The sequence below is a fragment of the Bradyrhizobium sp. AUGA SZCCT0222 genome, assembly GCF_018130205.1.
GTDB lineage: Bacteria > Pseudomonadota > Alphaproteobacteria > Rhizobiales > Xanthobacteraceae > Bradyrhizobium.
The window spans coordinates 25,692-42,736 of record NZ_JAFCLX010000007.1; the positions used below are offsets into that span (position 1 = coordinate 25,692).

The window sequence follows — 17,045 nt, forward strand, 5'->3', positions numbered from 1 at the left end:
AGACCATGGCAACTCAAGCGAACAAGCAAGACACGGGGGATCGCGCCGAACGCGCGGCGGTCGAGGGCGACTATGACGCGGTCGTGGTCGGCGCAGGTTTTGGCGGTCTCTATGCGTTGCACCGGTTGCGTGAGAAGGGCCTATCCGTGATCGGGTTCGAGGCCGCCCCCGAAGTCGGCGGCACCTGGTACTGGAACCGCTATCCCGGCGTGCGCTGCGACGTTCCGAGCCTCTATTATTCCTACACATGGTCGGAGGAGTTACGGCGGGAGTGGCGCTGGTCGGAGAAATACGCGGCCAGGCACGAGATTCTGGACTACGCCAAATACGTCGCCGATCGTTTCAAGCTGCGCGATTTGCTGCGGTTTCAGACCCGCGTCATTTCGGCGTCATTCGATGAAGCCAGCGGGCGCTGGCTGGTGCGGACCGATCGCGGCGACCAGATCCGCGCCCGCTTCTGCATCATGGCATCAGGCGCGCTCTCGGTGCCGAACAGCCCGAAGACGCCAGGCCTTGAGAGTTTTCGCGGTCCGATCTACCACACCGCCCGCTGGCCGGAACAGGAGGTCGACTTCTCTGGTCTGCGCGTCGGCGTCGTCGGCACGGGGTCATCGGGCGTGCAGGCGATTCCCCTGATCGCGGAAGCCGCCAAACACGTCGTGGTGTTCCAGCGCACACCGAATTTCTCCGTGCCCGCGCGCAACCGCGCGCTTGGGGACGAGGACTTCGAGCAGTTTGATGCGGCCTTTCCGGCCTACTGCGAGAGCCTCGCAAGTCCGAATGCCGGCCGCGTGAATTCGTCCGCCTTCGAGGCGCCGATACCCTCGCGCGACGAACAATGGCGGCGCTATGAGGAGCTCTGGCAGGAAGGCGGCGGCGGGTTTTTGCTGTCGTTCCCGAATCTCCTGACCCACGAGGCCGTCAACGGCGTCGCCTGCGATTTCGTGCGCGAGAAGATCCGCCAGATCGTCAAGAATCCCAAGACCGCCGCGGCGCTGAGCCCCTCGGGATATCCGTTGGGCGTCAAGCGCATCTGCGTCGATACGAACTATTACGAGACCTTCAACCGCGACAATGTCGAACTGGTGAATCTCAAGGAAGAGCCGCTCGAGGCGCTGACGGCCGACGGCGTCAAGACCTCGGCGCGCCAGTTCGATCTGGACGCGCTGGTGTTCGCTACCGGCTTCGACGCCATTACCGGTGCGCTGTTCGCGATGGACATTCGCGGACGAAATGAGCTTCGTCTGCAGGATGCCTGGGCCGAAGGACCGCGCGCCTATCTCGGCATCGCCGTGGCTGAATTTCCCAACCTGTTCATCATCACCGGCCCCGGCAGCCCGTCGGTGATCGGCAACATGATCAACGCCTGCGAACAGCATGTCGACTGGCTGACCGACTGCATCGACCATATGCGGGCGCAGGATCTTCGGATCATCGAGCCCGATCCCGCAGCCGAGCGCGCCTGGATGGCGCATGTCGCCGAGATGGCCGAACGCACGTTGTTTCCGAAAGCGGACTCCTGGTATCTCGGCGCGAACATCGCCGGAAAACCGCGCGTCTTCATGCCCTATGTCGGGGAAGGCTACCGGCACCGCTGCGCGCAGATCGCCGCGCGTGGCTATGAGGGTTTTCACCTGACCTGAGGCGCGGAAGCGGAAACAACATCAGGCGCGGCGATCCGCAAGAAGCGGGCGAACGCCGCCGACAACGGAGGTATCATGAGTCGCATTTTTGGCGCCGTCTGTCAGAACGGATATGTGGTGCGCGACATCCGCGCCGCGATGGATCACTGGATCAACGTGATGGGCGTCGGGCCCTGGTTCTACATCGACCGGGTCAAGACCGACTATTTCCGTCACCGCGGTGCCGAGTCCGGCGTGGAGATGAGCATCGCGCTCGCCAATTCCGGCGATCTTCAGATCGAGCTCATTCAACAGAGGAACGACGCGCCTTCCATGTACAAGGAGTTCCTCGATTCCGGCCGCGAAGGCATGCAGCACATGTCGTACTGGACGAGGGATTATCAGGCTCTCTACGACCGCGCGTTGTCGCTGGGCTACAAGGTTGGGCACGAGGGCCAGATCGGCGGCGAGCAGGGCCGCTTCTGCTATTTCGACACGGAATCCCATCCCGGCACCATCGTGGAGATCTCCGACATCAGCGGTGGCAAGGGACGGTTCTTCGAACATATCAAGCAGATCGCCGCCGGTTGGGACGGCTCCGAGCCGATCCGTGACGTCAGAGCTCGCTGAGCCGCCGGTCAACGTCGAAAAAACAGCAAACACAAGGAGACGCACATGGCCAGATTACCCCTGATCGACCCCGAGAAGACCAGCGGCGACACCCGCACGGCCTTCGACAGGATGCCGGTGAAGCTGAACATCTTCCGGATGCTGGCGCATGCCGAAACCAACTTCATTCCCGCGATGCGGTTCGCCAACTCCATCCTGCACAAGCAGAAGCTCAGCCACGTCAATCGCGAACTGCTGATTCTCCAGGCCGCGCAGCGGGAAGGCGGCGCCTATGAGTGGCGCCAGCATGTCCCGATCGCGCTCGGGGTCGGCGTCACGCAGCCGCAGATCGACTGCATCGAACAGGGCAATTACGCCGACGCCGCGTTCAATGCAGCCGAACAGGCGCTGCTGGCTTTCGGCCGGGAAGTGGTCGACAATGTCCGTGTGCCCGAGCCGGTGTTTGCCGGGATGCGCGCGCATTTCAGCGAGCAGGAAGTCGTCGAATCGATCATGACGATCGGCTTCTACATGATGATGGCGCGCCTGACCGAGGCGACCGAGACCGACCTCGATCCCGCCGCCGGGATGACCGTTTACGAGAGCAGCAAGCGCGGGAAGGCCGCCTCTGCGGATTGACCGCGCCGTCGGCACCAGCAATCATCGCGACCGGTTTGAACGGTAAAAGGCGGAGCGGTTGCGATGAGCGAGTTGCCGGAGAAGGATGGTCCGCGATCCCTGAGCGAGATCGCCAGCTACCACGCCCACATCTATTACGATCCGGCGACGACGCGGGGCGAGGCCGAGCAGTTGCGCGGCTGGATGGGCGAGCGCTTTTCGGTGACGCTCGGCCGGTGGCACGACGTCAAGGTCGGTCCCCACGATCAGGCGATGTACCAGGTGGCCTTTGCCAAAGAGGTGTTCCCTGAACTGGTACCCTGGCTGATGCTGAATCATGGCAGGTTGAGCGTTCTGGTCCATCCGAACACGACCAATCCGCGCCGCGACCATCTTGCCGATCCGATCTGGATCGGGCCCGCGCTATCGGTGCATGCGGACAAGCTGCCGGAACACTCGGAAATGGAACAGGCACCGGCACCGAATACCAGCCCGACGCTCCGGCCCTGAACGTGCCCCTAACACCGGGAACCGGCGGCTGTTTACCAAGATTGCCCGGGTCGCTGCGGATTCGATTGATGACCATAGCCGTGGTCCGGTGTCTCGATTATGCCTTACTTTGAATTGCATTATATTTGGGCTTATTCGGTGAATCCCTTGCGGAAACAGGTCTGATTCCGAAGCGCCGAGCCGGGGACGGATGGATTACAGGACCACGAGCACGACCGGGCATGCTTCGAGCCGCGGTTTTCCATTGGTCGGCAAGGCCGCCTTTGCCGCTGCCTTGCTCGTGGTGACGTCGGCGCTGGCCGCCTGGACGATGAATGTTGATCTCGCGGCCTGGCTACGAAATCCGCAAGCCGCCAAGAGCGCCGGCGCATTCTCGTTCGATGACAGGTTCGGATCGGGCGCGGCGCGCAACGCGCCGTCGATCAGGTATCCCTCGCGTCCCGTCTTCCGTCCGGCGCGAACGGATTTCGACGCCGAGTTCGGTCACATCGAAAGCCAGCTGGCCGAGCAGTCGCCGGATGCGCAGGCCGACCGGCCCGCCGCGCCGGCCGGGCCTGCGATTCCGCTGCCGAGGTCGCGGCCCGCCGAAGCCGTTCTGGCGCTGAGGGTTGATCCGCCTCCGCCGGCGCGGTCGGACGACCGGACCATGTTCCAGAAGCTGGCCGATATGGTGCCGATGCGTTTTTCGCTGGCGTCCCTGACGCCGGGCGACGGCCTGTTCGGCAACAAGCCCGATCTTGGCGCGCTCGGATATGACAACGTTACCGCGGTCTACGACATCTCGGCGCGGACCGTTTACATGCCGAACGGCGTCAAGCTCGAGGCGCATTCAGGGCTCGGCGGCCTGATGGACAACCCCGCTTCTGTCAGCATGCGCATGGTCGGGGCGACGCCGCCGAACGTCTATGATCTGAAGCCGCGGGAGAAGCTGTTTCACGGTGTCGCGGCGCTTCGCATGACGCCGGTGGGTGATGCCGACACCCTCGGACGAACCGGATTGCTGGTGCACTCCTACTTGCTTGGGCCCAATGGCGATTCCAACGGCTGCGTCTCGATCAAGGAGTACGACAAGTTCCTGCAGGCCTATCGAAACGGGCAGGTCAAGCGCCTCGTCGTGGTGCCGAGCCTGGGCGAGGGCTTGACCGCGTCGCGGCGTTCGACATCGCCATCATGACTGCGAATAGCGTCTCCAATTCCGAAACGCCGCTGCGCGCCACCTTCAAGATCAGCTTGAACGGCAAGACGGTATCGATTGGTACCGTCGGCCAGGCCTATCAGTTTATCACCAATCTCAGCTCGGTCGAATGGATCGAGTTCAAGTCGTTGCACGCCGATGCGGTGCGTACGCTGCAAGGCGCCGCTGACAATGCGATGCTGACGGTGCAGGCGACCACCGCGTTGCGCGCGCTGTTCGTTCGCGCCAAGCTGCTTTGACGATGTAGTCCCACAAGAGCTATCATTTTCGTTGGCCATCTCGCGGCGTGGCCAGTCATTTCAAATCGATTTTTCTCAAGGATGGCAGCTGCATGAGTCTCGGTGACATTCGCAATCTCGACTACACCGTTCTGCTGTGTTCGAAGATGCAGGAGACCAGGCAATTCTATCTCGACGTGATGGGCTTTCCGCTCGCTCACGACAGTGAGAACTGGGTCAGCTTTCAGGTCGGCTCCGCGCTGCTTACCTTGAGGCCGCGCGGTCCCTGGGCTGCGTGGCACGATGGTCCGTTTCCCGCCGGCTCGGCTGCGGTCCAGCTCGCCTTCCGGGTCGCGCCGCATCTGATCGATTCCTGTTATGCGACGTTGCAATCCAAGGGGGTGACGATCCTGAGCCCGCCCCGGGATATACCGAGCTGGCACCATCGCGCGCTGTTCTTCCGCGACCCCGAGGGAAATGTCATCGAGATCTACGCCGAGGTTTGAGTGCGAGGAGCAGCACGCTAGCTGATCTCCCTGCGTACGATTGCAGCCGCCTCGCACATCGCCTTCAGCTTTCCGAATGCGACGTGGCGCGGCATGTATTTCATGCCGCAATCGGGTGCCACCACCAGACGTTCGGCCGCGACATGCTTGAGGCCGTTGCGGATGCGGTCGGCGACGATGGCGGCCGTCTCGATCTCGGGATTACCCAGATCAAGCACGCCCAGCATGATCTTCTTCGATGAGAGATCCTTGAGTACACCGAGATCGAGCTTCGGCTGCGCGGCTTCGATCGAAATCTGTTCGGCGCTGGTGTCGGCGAGTTCGGCGAGGAACGAATAACCCGCCGGCTTGGTCGAACCCGGCACGACCGCGGCATAGCCGAAGCACAGATGCACGACCGTCGGCACGGTGATGCCGGCCAATGCGCGGTTGATGGCCTTGACGGCATAGCGCCTTGCGAGGTCCGGATCGTTGCGCACCCAGGGCTCGTCGAGCTGGATCACGTCGGCGCCGGCCTTCTGCAGGTCCAGCGCTTCGGCGTTGACGGCCTCCGCAAACGCCATCGCGAGTTCTTCGTCGTCCTTGTAGAACTCGTTCCTGGCCTGCTGGCTCATCGTGAACGGGCCGGGCAGGGTGATCTTGGCCGCGCGGTCGGTGTTCTTGCGCAGGAACTCCATGTCGGGCCGTTCGACAGGCCCGCTGCGCCTCACCGGGCCGACCACGCGCGGCACCGGCGTTTGATGCCCGCTGCGCGAGGTGATCATGTCAGGCTTTTCGTCGTCGATGCCGTCGAGCGCTGTCGCAAACCGGTTGGAGTAGCTTTCGCGGCGGATTTCGCCGTCGGTGACGATGTCGATGCCCGCGCGCTCCATGTCTCTGATGGCGACGATGGTGGCGTCGTCCTGCGCTTCCTGCAGATGCTCCGGCGGCAGCCGCCACATCGCATGCATGCGCGTCCGCGGCACCACCTTCGACAGCATCGCACGGTCAACCAGCCATTCCGGCTGCGGATAGCTTCCGACCACGGTGGTCGGCAGCAAATGCGTTGGCAGGTTCATCACGGTATCCTTGTTCTTGTCGTTATGGCGTCGACAGCGTTTTCAAGCGAAGCATGCCCTCGGACTTGATCCGGGGGTGGATTCCGGTTCGCGTGCAGAAAACGCGTCAAACAGGTAAAGCCTCGGGCCGCGCGAGTGCGTCCTCTTGCAGGCGGTGGCGATCGTGGCTTTTGACCTCATGGATGGCATCATAATTGCCCAATCGGATGCCTGGATAGGGCTTAGTGTCGCTTCGCGCCGCGAGAACGGGAGAAAACCGTCGACTTCCGATCGCAACAGGAACAGAGTCGTTTTGCCGCTGCTCGTCGCAATCCGTCGGGTTGACGCGGTGGATTGGGTGGATGAGTTTTGACGACCTCACGTGATCAATAGACGGCAACCGGCGCGTCTACCAAAGGCGGTGTCGGCATGACCACGCCCTGGTGGCAGAATGGCGTGATCTATCAGATCTACCCGCGTTCCTTTCAGGACACCAACGGTGACGGCATAGGCGACCTCAGAGGGATCGCGCAGCGGCTCGATTATCTTGTCAGCCTTGGCGTTGATGCGATCTGGATCTCCCCGATCTATCCGTCGCCGATGGTTGATTTCGGCTATGACGTTGCCGACTATTGCGACGTCGATCCACGCTTTGGGACGCTGGCAGACTTCGACGACGTGCTGATGCAAGCCCATCGGCGGGGGCTCAAGGTTCTGCTCGACTTCGTGCCCAACCACACCTCCGACCAGCATCCATGGTTCGTCGAGAGCCGCGCTTCGCGTGGAAATCAGAAAAGAGATTGGTACATCTGGCGCGATGCTGCGGCTGACGGCGGACCGCCCAATAACTGGATCAGCGATTTCGGCGGCTCGGCCTGGGAATGGGACGAAACCACCGGACAATATTACTACCACGCCTTCCTGAAGGAGCAGCCGGATCTCAACTGGCGTCATCCAGCCGTGCGGGCCGCGATGTATGACGTGATGCGTTTCTGGTTCGATCGCGGCGTCGACGGCTTCCGCATCGACGTGCTCTGGCACATGGTGAAGGCCGCAGACTTCCCGAACAATCCGCTCAACCCGGCCTATCGGCCCGAAATGGGTGAAATGCACCGCCTGCTTCAACTCCATTCCACAGACCAGCCCGAGGTGCACCGGATCGCCGCCGAAATGCGTGAAATCGCCGACGGCTACGGCGCCAGGGGACAAGGCGAACGGGTTCTGATCGGTGAGATCTACCTGCCGGTCGATCGTCTGATGCACTATTACGGCGGTGAGCGCCCGGAGGTGCACTTGCCCTTCAATTTCCAGCTCATCGATACGCGGTGGGAGGCGCGAGCCCTGGCTGCGGCGATCACCGGCTATGAGGCAGCACTACCGCCGGGTGGTTGGCCAAACTGGGTGCTCGGCAACCATGATCGGCCGCGCGTTGCGGCCAAGCGCGGGCAGGCCCAGGCCCGCGTCGCGGCGGTGCTGTTGCTGACGCTCCGTGGCACGCCCACGCTCTACTACGGCGACGAACTTGGTTTGAGCGATGTCATGATCGAAGCATCGCAAGTGCGGGACCCGCGCGAGTTGCGTGAGCCCGGTCTGGCGTTGGGGCGGGATCCCGTGCGCACGCCGATGCCATGGGATGACAGCGAAAATGCCGGTTTCACCACAGCGAATCCGTGGCTGCCGCTCAATGCCGACTGGCCGACGCGCAACGTGGCGCGGATGTCGGAAGATCCTCACTCAATCCTGACGCTTTATCGTCGGTTGCTTGTGTTCAGGCGCGATTGCCCGGCTTTGTCGATCGGTGACTTCGTACTGTTGAATGTGGAGGACGAGATGCTGGTTTACGAACGCCGGCACGATTCGGAGCGGCTGATTGTGGCGCTCAACCTCGGCGCACAGTCGCATCGATTGCCGTTGCCGGATTGGGGGCGCGGGAGCCGGGTGCTGCTGTCCACGGTCGCGGATGCGGCGCTGGTCGAAGACGGTGCCCTCCTGCTAGGGTCGAATGAAGCTGTCGTGCTCGAGGCCGGATAGCACACAGCAGAGAAGGATGGTCACGTGCGCATTGCCATGCTGGCGCCGATCTCCTGGCGTACACCGCCGCGCCATTACGGCCCCTGGGAGCAGGTGACGAGTCTCTTGACGGAGGCTTTGGTCGCGCGCGGCGTCGACATCACGCTGTTCGCCACCAAGGACAGCAGGACGGCGGGCAAGCTCGATGCCGTCTGCCCTGCGCCCTATTCCGAGGATCCCGCGATCGACGCAAAGGTGTGGGAGATGCTCCATGTCGCCCACGTCTTTGAGCAGGCCGGTCAGTTCGATTTGATTCACAACCAGGCCGATTTCGTCCCGCTCGCCTTCTCGCGGCTGGTCGGAACCCCAGTCGTAACGACGATCCACGGTTTCTCTTCCGCGCGCATCCTGCCCGCCTACAAGGAATACGAAGAACGCGTCCACTATGTTGCCATCAGTGACGCCGATCGCCATCCGGACCTGCGCTATGCCGCAACAATCCACCATGGCATTCCGCTGGAGGATTTCCCCTTCGATCCGCACGGCAGCGAAGATCTGCTCTTCTTCGGCCGCATTCACCCGGACAAGGGGGCGGCTGAAGCGATCGCTGCGGCAGATCGGTCCGGCCGGAAATTGATCATGGCCGGCATCGTCCAGGACCAGAATTACTACGACGAGCAAGTAGCGCCCGCACTCGACGACAAATCCGTGGTCTATCTTGGCCCGGTTGGCGGAACGGTGCGCGCGAAGACTCTGGGCTCCGCGCGCGCGCTGCTCCACCTCATCAATTTCGACGAGCCGTTCGGTCTGTCGGTGGTAGAAGCGCTCGCCTGCGGAACGCCGGTCATTGCCCGCAACCGCGGATCGATGCCCGAGCTCATAGATGATGGCGTGACCGGATTTCTGGTCGACAGCCTCGATGCGGCGGTAGATGCGATAGCTCGCATCGACGAGATCGATCGCGCTGCTTGCCGTGCTGCCGTATCGGCGCGATTCACGGTGGACCGCATGGCTGATCGATATCTGGGCCTGTACCGATCAATTCTCGGCTGAGAACCGGGGCGCGCGCCCCTCGCGGTCACTCCGCCGCCAGATTGTAGTCGTGGCGTAATGCCTTCTGGATATCGAGCGCGGCGCGTGCCGCCGCGTTGGCATCGGCGTCGCCCGCGGACACCACGCACATCGACCAATTGTTTTCAGCCCGCTCATCCGTGGCGCGATTGATGGCGATCTTGCGAACGTTCGAGCAGCCGGGTTGATTGCGGAGCTCTGCCAACGCATGCGCTTGCAAGTCTTGCATCGAAAGCAGGATCTTTGCCATGCCGGTCTTTACCTGTGCGAGGCGTTACTTCGTGGATTTCGCGATCTTGTGTTCGAGATGGCCGGTCTCGTAATCCCGGCGCAGCTGGCTCAGCGACGTCTCGTTGAGCTGAAGCAAAACGTCGCTCAGCTTCTCGGTTGCCGGATAACCGGCGGCGAAACCCTGTCCGTAAATCTTGCGAAACGTGCCAACCAGCGTGGCGCCGTGCTTGTGGCTGATTTCGCCGTCGTGGTTGCGGTGGCGATTGTCGAGACCTGTCTTGCTCATGTCGCGCTCCCTTTGCCCATGGCCGACAGCATCCTCCCGCCGGGATCAAAGGGCAACCAATGACTTGGCTGCCCTCTTGGAACGCTCTCTTGGGCCGGGCCGCCGCCTTGGGGATCGCGCGGATGCTCGCATCCGGGGCTGCCAGTTCCAAAGGCTGGCGTCCGGTCGAGATGTGGTCCGGGGAACTACGTACGACTAATCCGGAAATCTTAGCCGCCCGTTATTCTTAAGGCCGATTCATTCCTTGTTTACCGCTTTTTATAACCCCCGGTTTGGCGGCAAAACGTCAACTTGGTCCGCGACATAGGGGATCGATGATGTTGCGTACCAATTTGGCGCGCATGTTCGGAGCGCTAAGCGCCACCAATGAAGCCATCCTGCGGGCCAAATCGGAGGATGAGCTTTTCCAAAGGGTGTGCGACGCTGCGGTGTTTGGCGGTAAGTTCCTCGGCACGGGCATGCTGCTCGCCGACGGCAGCGGTCGTTTGCGTTGTGTTGCCGGCGCCGGCCTTGGCGTCGATACGCTGAAGAACGCGGACAATGCCAGTTCGGTTCACGCGGAGTCGGACGATGGAACGGGCCTGGCTCCGTCCGCATTTCGCACCGGCCGCTCGTTCGTCTCCAACGACTACACCAACGACGAACGGACCAAGCGCTGGCATGTCCAGGCACGTCAGATCGGAGCCCGGTCGGCCGCCGCCGTGCCGATCAAGCGGCACGGAAAACCGATCGGCGTGCTGCTGTTTTATCTGGAACAACCCGATGCGTTGAACGAAGAAACGGTCGGCCTGCTCGAACGCATGGCTGAAAACGCCTCCTTTGCACTCGACAATTTTGACCGCGACAATGCCACGGCGCGCATCACCCGAATGTTCGCCGCGCTCACCGCGACCAACGAAGCGATCATGCGGGCGCGCTCGGAAGACGAGATGTTCACGCGGGTCTGCGAGGCCGCCGTCGAGCAGGGAAAACTGCTGGGCGCCGCCATCTTCTTGCCCGAGCCGGATACCACCTGGTTCAGGCTGGCCGCGCAGGCGAGCGTCTATCCCGAAATCACCGCGAGCCTGCGTTTCTCCTGCGATCCCGCGATCCCGCAAGGACAGGGCATGGGCGGGACGGCATTCCGGACAGGCAAGCCTTGTCTTAGCAACGACGTGCCCAACGATCCGCGCTCGCGCCCGTGGTTGCCGCTGGTGGAAAAAGCAGGGCTGGCGGCGTGCGCGGTGTTCCCGCTGTTCGCCGGCGCCAGGACCGTAGGGGTCATGTACTTCTTCTTCGGCGGCGGCGACCGGCTCGATGACGAGATGACCGCCCTGATGGGGCGGATCGTCGAAAACGTCTCGTTCGGGCTTGATGTGCTGGCGCAGGAGGCCGAGCGCAGCGCCGCCGAAAGGCAAAAGGAGCGGATTGCGCGCCTGCTGGCCGCCCTGGGCGCCACCAACGAAGCGATCATGCGGGCAACCACGCGCGATGAGCTGTTCCGGCGGGTATGCGAAGCGGCGGTGCTGGGCGGTGATTTCACCTCCACGGTCATTGCGCTGGCGCGCCCCGACAGCGAGTTTCTGGAGGTGGTCGCGGCAGCGGGTCCCGGACGGGATCGCGTGATCGATATCCGCTTGTCCGCGCATGCGCATCACCCGGAAGGACAGGGCGTTACCGGCATCGCGATGCGTACGCGCAAGGCATGCATCAGCAATGACTATCTCGCCGACTTTCCGGTGAACAGCCACTTCTACAATCGCGCCAAGGATCGTGTGACCATGTCGGGCGCGGCATTGCCGCTGATGCGCGGCGGAGAGGCGCTTGGCGCGCTGTTGTTTCTGTCGAGAGAACGCAACGCATTCACTCCTGAATTGACCGAGCTGCTGCAGCGTCTTGCCGACAATGTTGCGTTCGCACTGGAGAATTTTGAGCGCGCCGACGCGAAAACGATCGCGGATCAGCGCATCGAATACCTCGCCTCCCACGACAGCCTCACTGATCTGCCGAACCGTGAGTCGTTCAATCAGCTATTGCACTTTGCAATCGAGTCGGCGCGGCGCCAGGATCGGCAATTGGCCGTGTTGTTCATCGATCTCGACCGCTTCAAGGTCATCAATGATTCGCTCGGCCATGACGCCGGCGACCGGCTGTTGACCGAGATCGGCGCCCGGCTGCGGCGCAGCGTGCGCGCTTGCGACGTCGTCGCCCGGCTTGGCGGTGACGAGTTCGTCCTTATTCTGGAGGATGTTTCGGGGCGGGAGGACGTCGAAGGCGTCGCGCGAGACCTGCTGAGGATTTTAAGTGAGCCGATCCAGCTCAGCGGTCACGAATGTAACGTCACCGCCTCGATTGGCGTGGCGATCTATCCTGCTGATGGCACCGACATTCAGACCCTGACCGCGAATGCCGACACGGCGATGTATCTCGTCAAGGGCGATGGCAAGGACGGATTCAGATTTTTCACCCGCGACACCAGGACCCAGCCCATCGAGCGGCTCACGATGGAGACCAACCTCCGGCATGCGCTGGAGCGCGACGAGCTGCTGCTGCATTATCAGCCCAAGATCGATCTGAACACCGGCGAGATCACCGGCGTCGAGGCGCTGTTGCGCTGGCGCGCGCCGGACGGAGCCATGTTGCCGCCGTGCCAGTTCATTCCGCTTGCCGAAGAAACCGGCCTGATCGTTCCGATCGGCCGTTGGGTGCTCAGGGAAGCCTGCGCGCAGAACATGATCTGGCAACGCCAGGGGATGCGGCCGGTCTCGATGGCGGTCAACCTGTCCCCGCGCCAGTTCGTCGACGAGCGCCTGTTGCAGGACATCGATGCGGCGCTGGCGATCAGCGGCATGCCGCCGAACCTGCTCCAGCTCGAGGTCACCGAAAGCATGGTGATGCAGAACGTCGCGCGCGCCGTGCGTGTGCTGGACGGGATCGAGGGGCGGGGCATTCATATCGCCATCGACGATTTTGGCACCGGTCACTCCTCGATGTCGCTGATGAAGCAATTCCCGATCGACACCATCAAGATCGATCGATCCTTCGTTCGCGACCTCGCGGAGGACATGGAGGACCAGGCGATCGCGCAAGCCATCATCAGCATGGGCAAGGCACTCGGCATGACCGTCGTGGCCGAGGGCGTGGAGACCATCGAGCAGCAGGCGTTTTTGCGCCGGCACGGCTGCGACGAGATGCAGGGCTACCTGTTCAGCAAGCCGCTGCCGCCGGGCGGCATTGCGGATCTGCTGCGGCCGTCTCATACGGTGTCGCCGTCGCTCCAGCCGGGCGCCGATGGTGAAGTCAAAGCAGCAGAGCTTGCGATCGACCAGTGAAGGCGATGGCTCGGGGCGATCGATCTAGATCAGCGCCGGATACGATCCGCCATCCAGATGGAGGTTCTGGCCTGACATAAAACCTGCCAGAGCGCTGCACAGGAAGGCGCAGGTCGCGCCGAATTCCCTGGGATCGCCGAGCCGTTTCGCGGCGATCGATTCGATCTGGCGCGCACGAGCCTCTTCATAGGAAATATTCTCGCGCGTCATCGCGGCCTTCGCCATCTGGTGCTGGCGGTCGGTGTCGAACCGCTCGGGCAGCAGATTGTTGATAGTCACATTGTCGCGCGCGACCTCGAGCGAGAGCCCCTTCATTGCCGCGGTCAGGCCGCCGCGCGCGCCGGAGGACAGCGTCATGTGCGGACGGGGCGTCGTTACCATCGCGGAGGTGATGTTGACGATGCGTCCGAAGCGCCGCTGCCGCATCGTCGGCAGTACCGCGCGGATCAGCATCAGCGGCGCGATCATGTTGGCCTCGATCACCGCCAGCCAGCGGTCGCGCTCGATGTCGGCGAAATTGCCGGGCGAGGGACCTGCATTGTTGTTGACGAGAATGTCGGGTGAGGGACACGCCGCGAGCAGCCGTGCCTGGCCGTCCGCGGTCGTGACATCGGCCGCGACCGCGGTCACGTTGCCGCGGGCCGTCTCGCGCAGCGCGGCGGCTGTCGTGTCGAGTTTTGCCGCTTCGCGCCCGTTGATGACGACGTGGACGCCCTCCTGCGCCAGGGCTTGAGCGCAGGCCAGCCCGAGCCCCTGACTGGACGCGCAAACCAGCGCAGTGCGGCCTTCGATCCCAAGATTCATGTGTCTCGCTCCCAGAGCTTATTGTTTGAAAACACTTGCCTTTTTGTCGAATGTCGCGCTATTCATCCATTTGAATAATCGATTATCAAGAAAATTACTATTGAAAATCGATTATTTTTCCGCGATGACTCCCATCAACGCGGTGGCAGCGGCGACGTCAAACCAGCCGCTGCATCATGGGGAGGACAGGATGACGCGACTTTGCATGGCATTGCTGGCGTGGTTTGCAGCGTTCCTGCCGCTGAATGCGGGCGCCGAGCCGGTGATGCTCAAGCTGTCGTTCTTTGCATCGGACACCGAGGTCAATTACGCGCGCGCCATCAAGCCATGGATCGACGCCATAAACGCCGATCCGAGTGGCGCGGTGAAGATCGAGGCCTTTCCGAATGGCGCGCTCGGCAAGGCGCTGCCGGCGCAGCCGCAGCTGCTGCTCGACGGCGTCGCCGACATCGCGTTCGTCAATCCGAGCCTGGGGCCCGGCCGCTTTCCGGACGATCAGGTGTTCGAATTGCCGGGACTGCTGCAAAACCTGAAAGAGGGTGTGAAGCTCTACGAAGAGCTGCTGAAGGCCAATCTCTTGCGCGGCTATTCCGACTATTACGTCGTGGGCGCCTTCATGAACCCGCAATACATGGTGTTCGCCCGCCGCCCGATCAAATCGCTCGCCGACCTCAAGGGCATGAAGGTGCGCATCAACGGCGCGGTGATCGGGCAGACCGTCAAGGAACTCGGCATGGTGCCGGTGCTGATGCCACCGAATGAGGTGGTCGAGGCGATGGGGCGCGGCACGATCGACGCTACCACCACCGTTCCGGCGGCGATCGTCGATTTCGGCATCGACCGCGTCACCAGCCACGATTATCTGCTGCCGCTCGGCGCGGGTCCGCTGGCTGTCCTGATGAATCGCAAGAAGTTCGAGTCGTTGCCGAAGCCGGCGCAGGACGTGATCGCGAAATACTCGATCCGCTGGATCGACGACACCTATATCCGCGACCTCGGGCAATACAACGACGAGCTGATCGCAAAGTTCAAGGCCGATCCCAAGCGCACCGTGGTCGCGCCCTCGCCGGCGGATCTCGCGAGCCTGCAGCCGGTCTATCAGAAGGTCACCGCCGAATGGGTCGCCAAGGGCCCTGGCAATGCCGAGCTGCTAAGCAAGGCGCGCGAACTCTTGACCCGGATCAGGGCCAACTAGCGTGAAGGCGGCGCGAACCATCGTCACCCGCGTCGCGAACGCGTTCGCCGTCGCCGGGTTGTCGTTGCTGCTGATCCTTGCCGTCTTCACGCTGCTCGACGGGCTGCTCAGGGCTGTCGCGAACACGCCGATCGACCTGGTGCGCGAGATCGGCGACATGATAGCGGCGATCTGCGGCACCTGCTGCCTGCCGATCGTGCTGCTGCACCGGAACAATATCGTGCTGCGGATCTTCGATCGGATCCTGCCGCGATCCGGTGTTCGCGTCATCGACACAGCTGCGGCGCTGGTGATCGAGATCGTCATGATCGGCATGGCCTGGCAATTCTGGCGCTTCGGCATCAAGACCATGCAGGCGGGCGACGTCACCTGGCTGCTCAACTGGCCGAAGGCGCCGTTCTGGTTCGCCGTTGACGGCATCCTGTGGGTGGCGGTGGCCGTGCAGACCTTCGTGCTGATCGAGGAGATCACCGGTGCTTCCCGGCGCCGCGATCCGGAGCCCGCGGCATGACCGCGACCGGTATCGGCATCGGCGGCATCGTGGCGCTGTTCGTGCTGGTCGCAATGCATATTCCGCTGGCGTTCGCCATGATCGTCGTCGGCGTCGTGGCGTTCGCGCTGCAGACCAACTGGGCTTCGGCGCTGACGTTTCTCGCCACCGAGCCGTCGCAGGTGCTCGGCAGCACGGATCTTGCGGCCGTGCCGCTGTTCCTGATGATGGGCGCGTTCGTCAACGTTTCGGGCTTTGCGCGCGATCTTTATGCGGCGGCCGCGGCGCTGCTCGGCCACCGGCGCGGCGGGTTGTCCTATGCGACCATCGGCGGCAGTGCTGCGTTCGGGGCGATCTGCGGATCGTCGCCGGCGACGGTTGCGACCTTTACCCAAGTGGCGCTGCCGGAGATGCTCAAGCGCGGTTACTCGCCGGGATTTTCCGGTGCGACCATCGCCGCCGGCGGCGCGCTGAAGGCGCTGATCCCACCCTCGCTCAGCATGATCCTCTATTGCGTGGTGGCGCGGACCTATATTTTCGATGTGTTCATCGCCGCCGTCATTCCGGCGCTGATCACCATAACGGCCAATCTGATCGCCATCGCCGTGATGGTGCGCCTTGATCCTGCGATCGCGCCGGTCTCCGAGCGCGTGTCGCGGCAGGACAAGCTCGCGGCCGTGCGGCGCGCCGCGCCGGCGGCGTTGCTGATCGCGATCATCTTCGCCGGCCTCTACAGCGGCGTCTTTACCGTCAACGAAGCGGCTTCAGTCGCAGCCGTCGTATCATTTGCATTTGCGCTGATGCGCCGCACGATCACGCCGACGAATCTGGTTTCCAGCCTGCGCGAGACCGCGCTGATCGCCGGCATGATCTATTTCGTGCTGATCGGCTCGTCGATCTTCACCTATTTCATCAGCCTCGCAAAAATACCGGAACAGCTCATCGCGTTGCTGGCGCATGTCAATCTGCCGCCGATCGGCATCATCGTGCTGATGCTCGCCGCCTACCTTGTGCTCGGCGCCGTGTTCGACGAACTGGCCGCCATGGTCGTCACTCTGCCGTTCGCGCTGCCGATCATCGTGCATTTCGGCTATGATCCGGTATGGTGGGCGATCATCAATGTGATCATCGTCGAGCTCGGCCTCGTGATCCCGCCGATCGGTCTTGTGATCCTGATCATCAATGCGATGCGGCCGGATATTCCATTGCGGGCGCTTTACCGCAACATCGTCGCCTTCGTGGCGGCCGACATCGTCGTGCTGGCGTTATTGACGCTATTTCCGTCCCTGGCGCTGTGGCTGCCGGCCTTGCTGCGCGGCTGATCCGACAAGA

17 protein-coding genes are annotated in these 17,045 nt (G+C 62.8%); 13 read left to right on the top strand and 4 right to left on the bottom strand.

From position 1 onward, the window contains the following. Positions 1–5 precede the first annotated feature (5 nt). The 7 genes from JQ629_RS08050 (at position 6) to JQ629_RS08080 (ending at position 5,278) form a co-directional block, all read left to right on the top strand. Positions 6–1,643 carry a flavin-containing monooxygenase gene (locus JQ629_RS08050; RefSeq protein ID WP_212412204.1) on the top strand — a complete coding sequence of 546 codons (1,638 nt, stop codon included), beginning with the start codon at positions 6–8 and terminating at the stop codon, positions 1,641–1,643. 75 nt (positions 1,644–1,718) lie between these two features. Further along, positions 1,719–2,252, top strand: a complete 534-nt coding sequence (locus tag JQ629_RS08055) for a VOC family protein (RefSeq protein ID WP_212387435.1) — start codon at positions 1,719–1,721, stop codon at positions 2,250–2,252. A 45-nt stretch (positions 2,253–2,297) separates the two neighbouring features. After that, positions 2,298–2,870 carry a carboxymuconolactone decarboxylase family protein gene (locus tag JQ629_RS08060; RefSeq protein ID WP_212412205.1) on the top strand — a complete coding sequence of 191 codons (573 nt, stop codon included), beginning with the start codon at positions 2,298–2,300 and terminating at the stop codon, positions 2,868–2,870. A gap of 63 nt (positions 2,871–2,933) precedes the next feature. Continuing rightward, complete coding sequence (locus tag JQ629_RS08065; protein ID WP_212262706.1) at positions 2,934–3,359, top strand: DOPA 4,5-dioxygenase family protein; 426 nt, start codon at positions 2,934–2,936, stop codon at positions 3,357–3,359. Between the two features lie 190 nt (positions 3,360–3,549). Next, positions 3,550–4,533, top strand: a complete 984-nt coding sequence (locus JQ629_RS08070; RefSeq protein WP_212412206.1) for a DUF2778 domain-containing protein — start codon at positions 3,550–3,552, stop codon at positions 4,531–4,533. Next, positions 4,530–4,793: a hypothetical protein gene (locus JQ629_RS08075; RefSeq protein WP_212412207.1), complete on the top strand. Its 264-nt coding sequence runs from the start codon at positions 4,530–4,532 to the stop codon at positions 4,791–4,793. The genes JQ629_RS08070 and JQ629_RS08075 overlap by 4 nt, the downstream gene beginning before the upstream one ends. A gap of 92 nt (positions 4,794–4,885) precedes the next feature. Then, positions 4,886–5,278 (top strand): VOC family protein, encoded by a 393-nt coding sequence (locus JQ629_RS08080; protein WP_212412208.1) that lies wholly within the window; start codon positions 4,886–4,888, stop codon positions 5,276–5,278. A gap of 17 nt (positions 5,279–5,295) precedes the next feature. Here JQ629_RS08080 and JQ629_RS08085 read toward each other — a convergent pair whose 3' ends face one another. After that, on the bottom strand, positions 5,296–6,336 hold the full coding sequence (locus JQ629_RS08085) for a 5-methyltetrahydropteroyltriglutamate--homocysteine methyltransferase (RefSeq protein ID WP_212412209.1): 1,041 nt from the start codon (positions 6,334–6,336) through the stop codon (positions 5,296–5,298). 408 nt (positions 6,337–6,744) lie between these two features. Between JQ629_RS08085 and JQ629_RS08090 the strand changes: the two genes are divergently transcribed. Then, complete coding sequence (locus tag JQ629_RS08090; protein ID WP_212412210.1) at positions 6,745–8,346, top strand: alpha-amylase family glycosyl hydrolase; 1,602 nt, start codon at positions 6,745–6,747, stop codon at positions 8,344–8,346. Between the two features lie 24 nt (positions 8,347–8,370). Beyond that, positions 8,371–9,378, top strand: a complete 1,008-nt coding sequence (locus JQ629_RS08095) for a glycosyltransferase family 4 protein (RefSeq protein ID WP_212412211.1) — start codon at positions 8,371–8,373, stop codon at positions 9,376–9,378. 25 nt (positions 9,379–9,403) lie between these two features. Here the strand turns inward: JQ629_RS08095 and JQ629_RS08100 are convergent, their stop codons facing one another. Together JQ629_RS08100 and JQ629_RS08105 are read right to left on the bottom strand one after the other, a co-directional pair. Beyond that, a complete protein-coding gene (locus JQ629_RS08100) occupies positions 9,404–9,646 on the bottom strand; it encodes a hypothetical protein (RefSeq protein WP_212262695.1) in 243 nt (80 codons plus the stop codon). Between the two features lie 24 nt (positions 9,647–9,670). Then, positions 9,671–9,913: a hypothetical protein gene (locus JQ629_RS08105; RefSeq protein WP_212412212.1), complete on the bottom strand. Its 243-nt coding sequence runs from the start codon at positions 9,911–9,913 to the stop codon at positions 9,671–9,673. A gap of 317 nt (positions 9,914–10,230) precedes the next feature. Here JQ629_RS08105 and JQ629_RS08110 point away from each other — a divergent pair, with 317 nt between their 5' ends. Beyond that, a complete protein-coding gene (locus JQ629_RS08110) occupies positions 10,231–13,224 on the top strand; it encodes a bifunctional diguanylate cyclase/phosphodiesterase (protein ID WP_212412213.1) in 2,994 nt (997 codons plus the stop codon). Positions 13,225–13,248: 24 nt separating this feature from the next. On the opposite strand, the gene JQ629_RS08115 is transcribed toward JQ629_RS08110, so the two are convergent. After that, entirely contained in the window at positions 13,249–14,028 is a 780-nt protein-coding gene (locus JQ629_RS08115) for an SDR family oxidoreductase (protein WP_212412214.1), read from the bottom strand. A 190-nt stretch (positions 14,029–14,218) separates the two neighbouring features. On the opposite strand from JQ629_RS08115, the gene dctP reads away from it, so the two are divergent. Genes dctP through JQ629_RS08130 form a run of 3 tightly spaced genes read left to right on the top strand, consistent with a single transcriptional unit; the run spans position 14,219 to position 17,035 of the window. Next, positions 14,219–15,223, top strand: a complete 1,005-nt coding sequence (gene dctP, locus JQ629_RS08120) for a TRAP transporter substrate-binding protein DctP (protein WP_212412215.1) — start codon at positions 14,219–14,221, stop codon at positions 15,221–15,223. Position 15,224: 1 nt separating this feature from the next. Beyond that, positions 15,225–15,734 carry a TRAP transporter small permease gene (locus JQ629_RS08125; RefSeq protein WP_212387449.1) on the top strand — a complete coding sequence of 170 codons (510 nt, stop codon included), beginning with the start codon at positions 15,225–15,227 and terminating at the stop codon, positions 15,732–15,734. Further along, on the top strand, positions 15,731–17,035 hold the full coding sequence (locus JQ629_RS08130; RefSeq protein WP_212412216.1) for a TRAP transporter large permease: 1,305 nt from the start codon (positions 15,731–15,733) through the stop codon (positions 17,033–17,035). The genes JQ629_RS08125 and JQ629_RS08130 overlap by 4 nt, the downstream gene beginning before the upstream one ends. Positions 17,036–17,045: the final 10 nt, after the last annotated feature.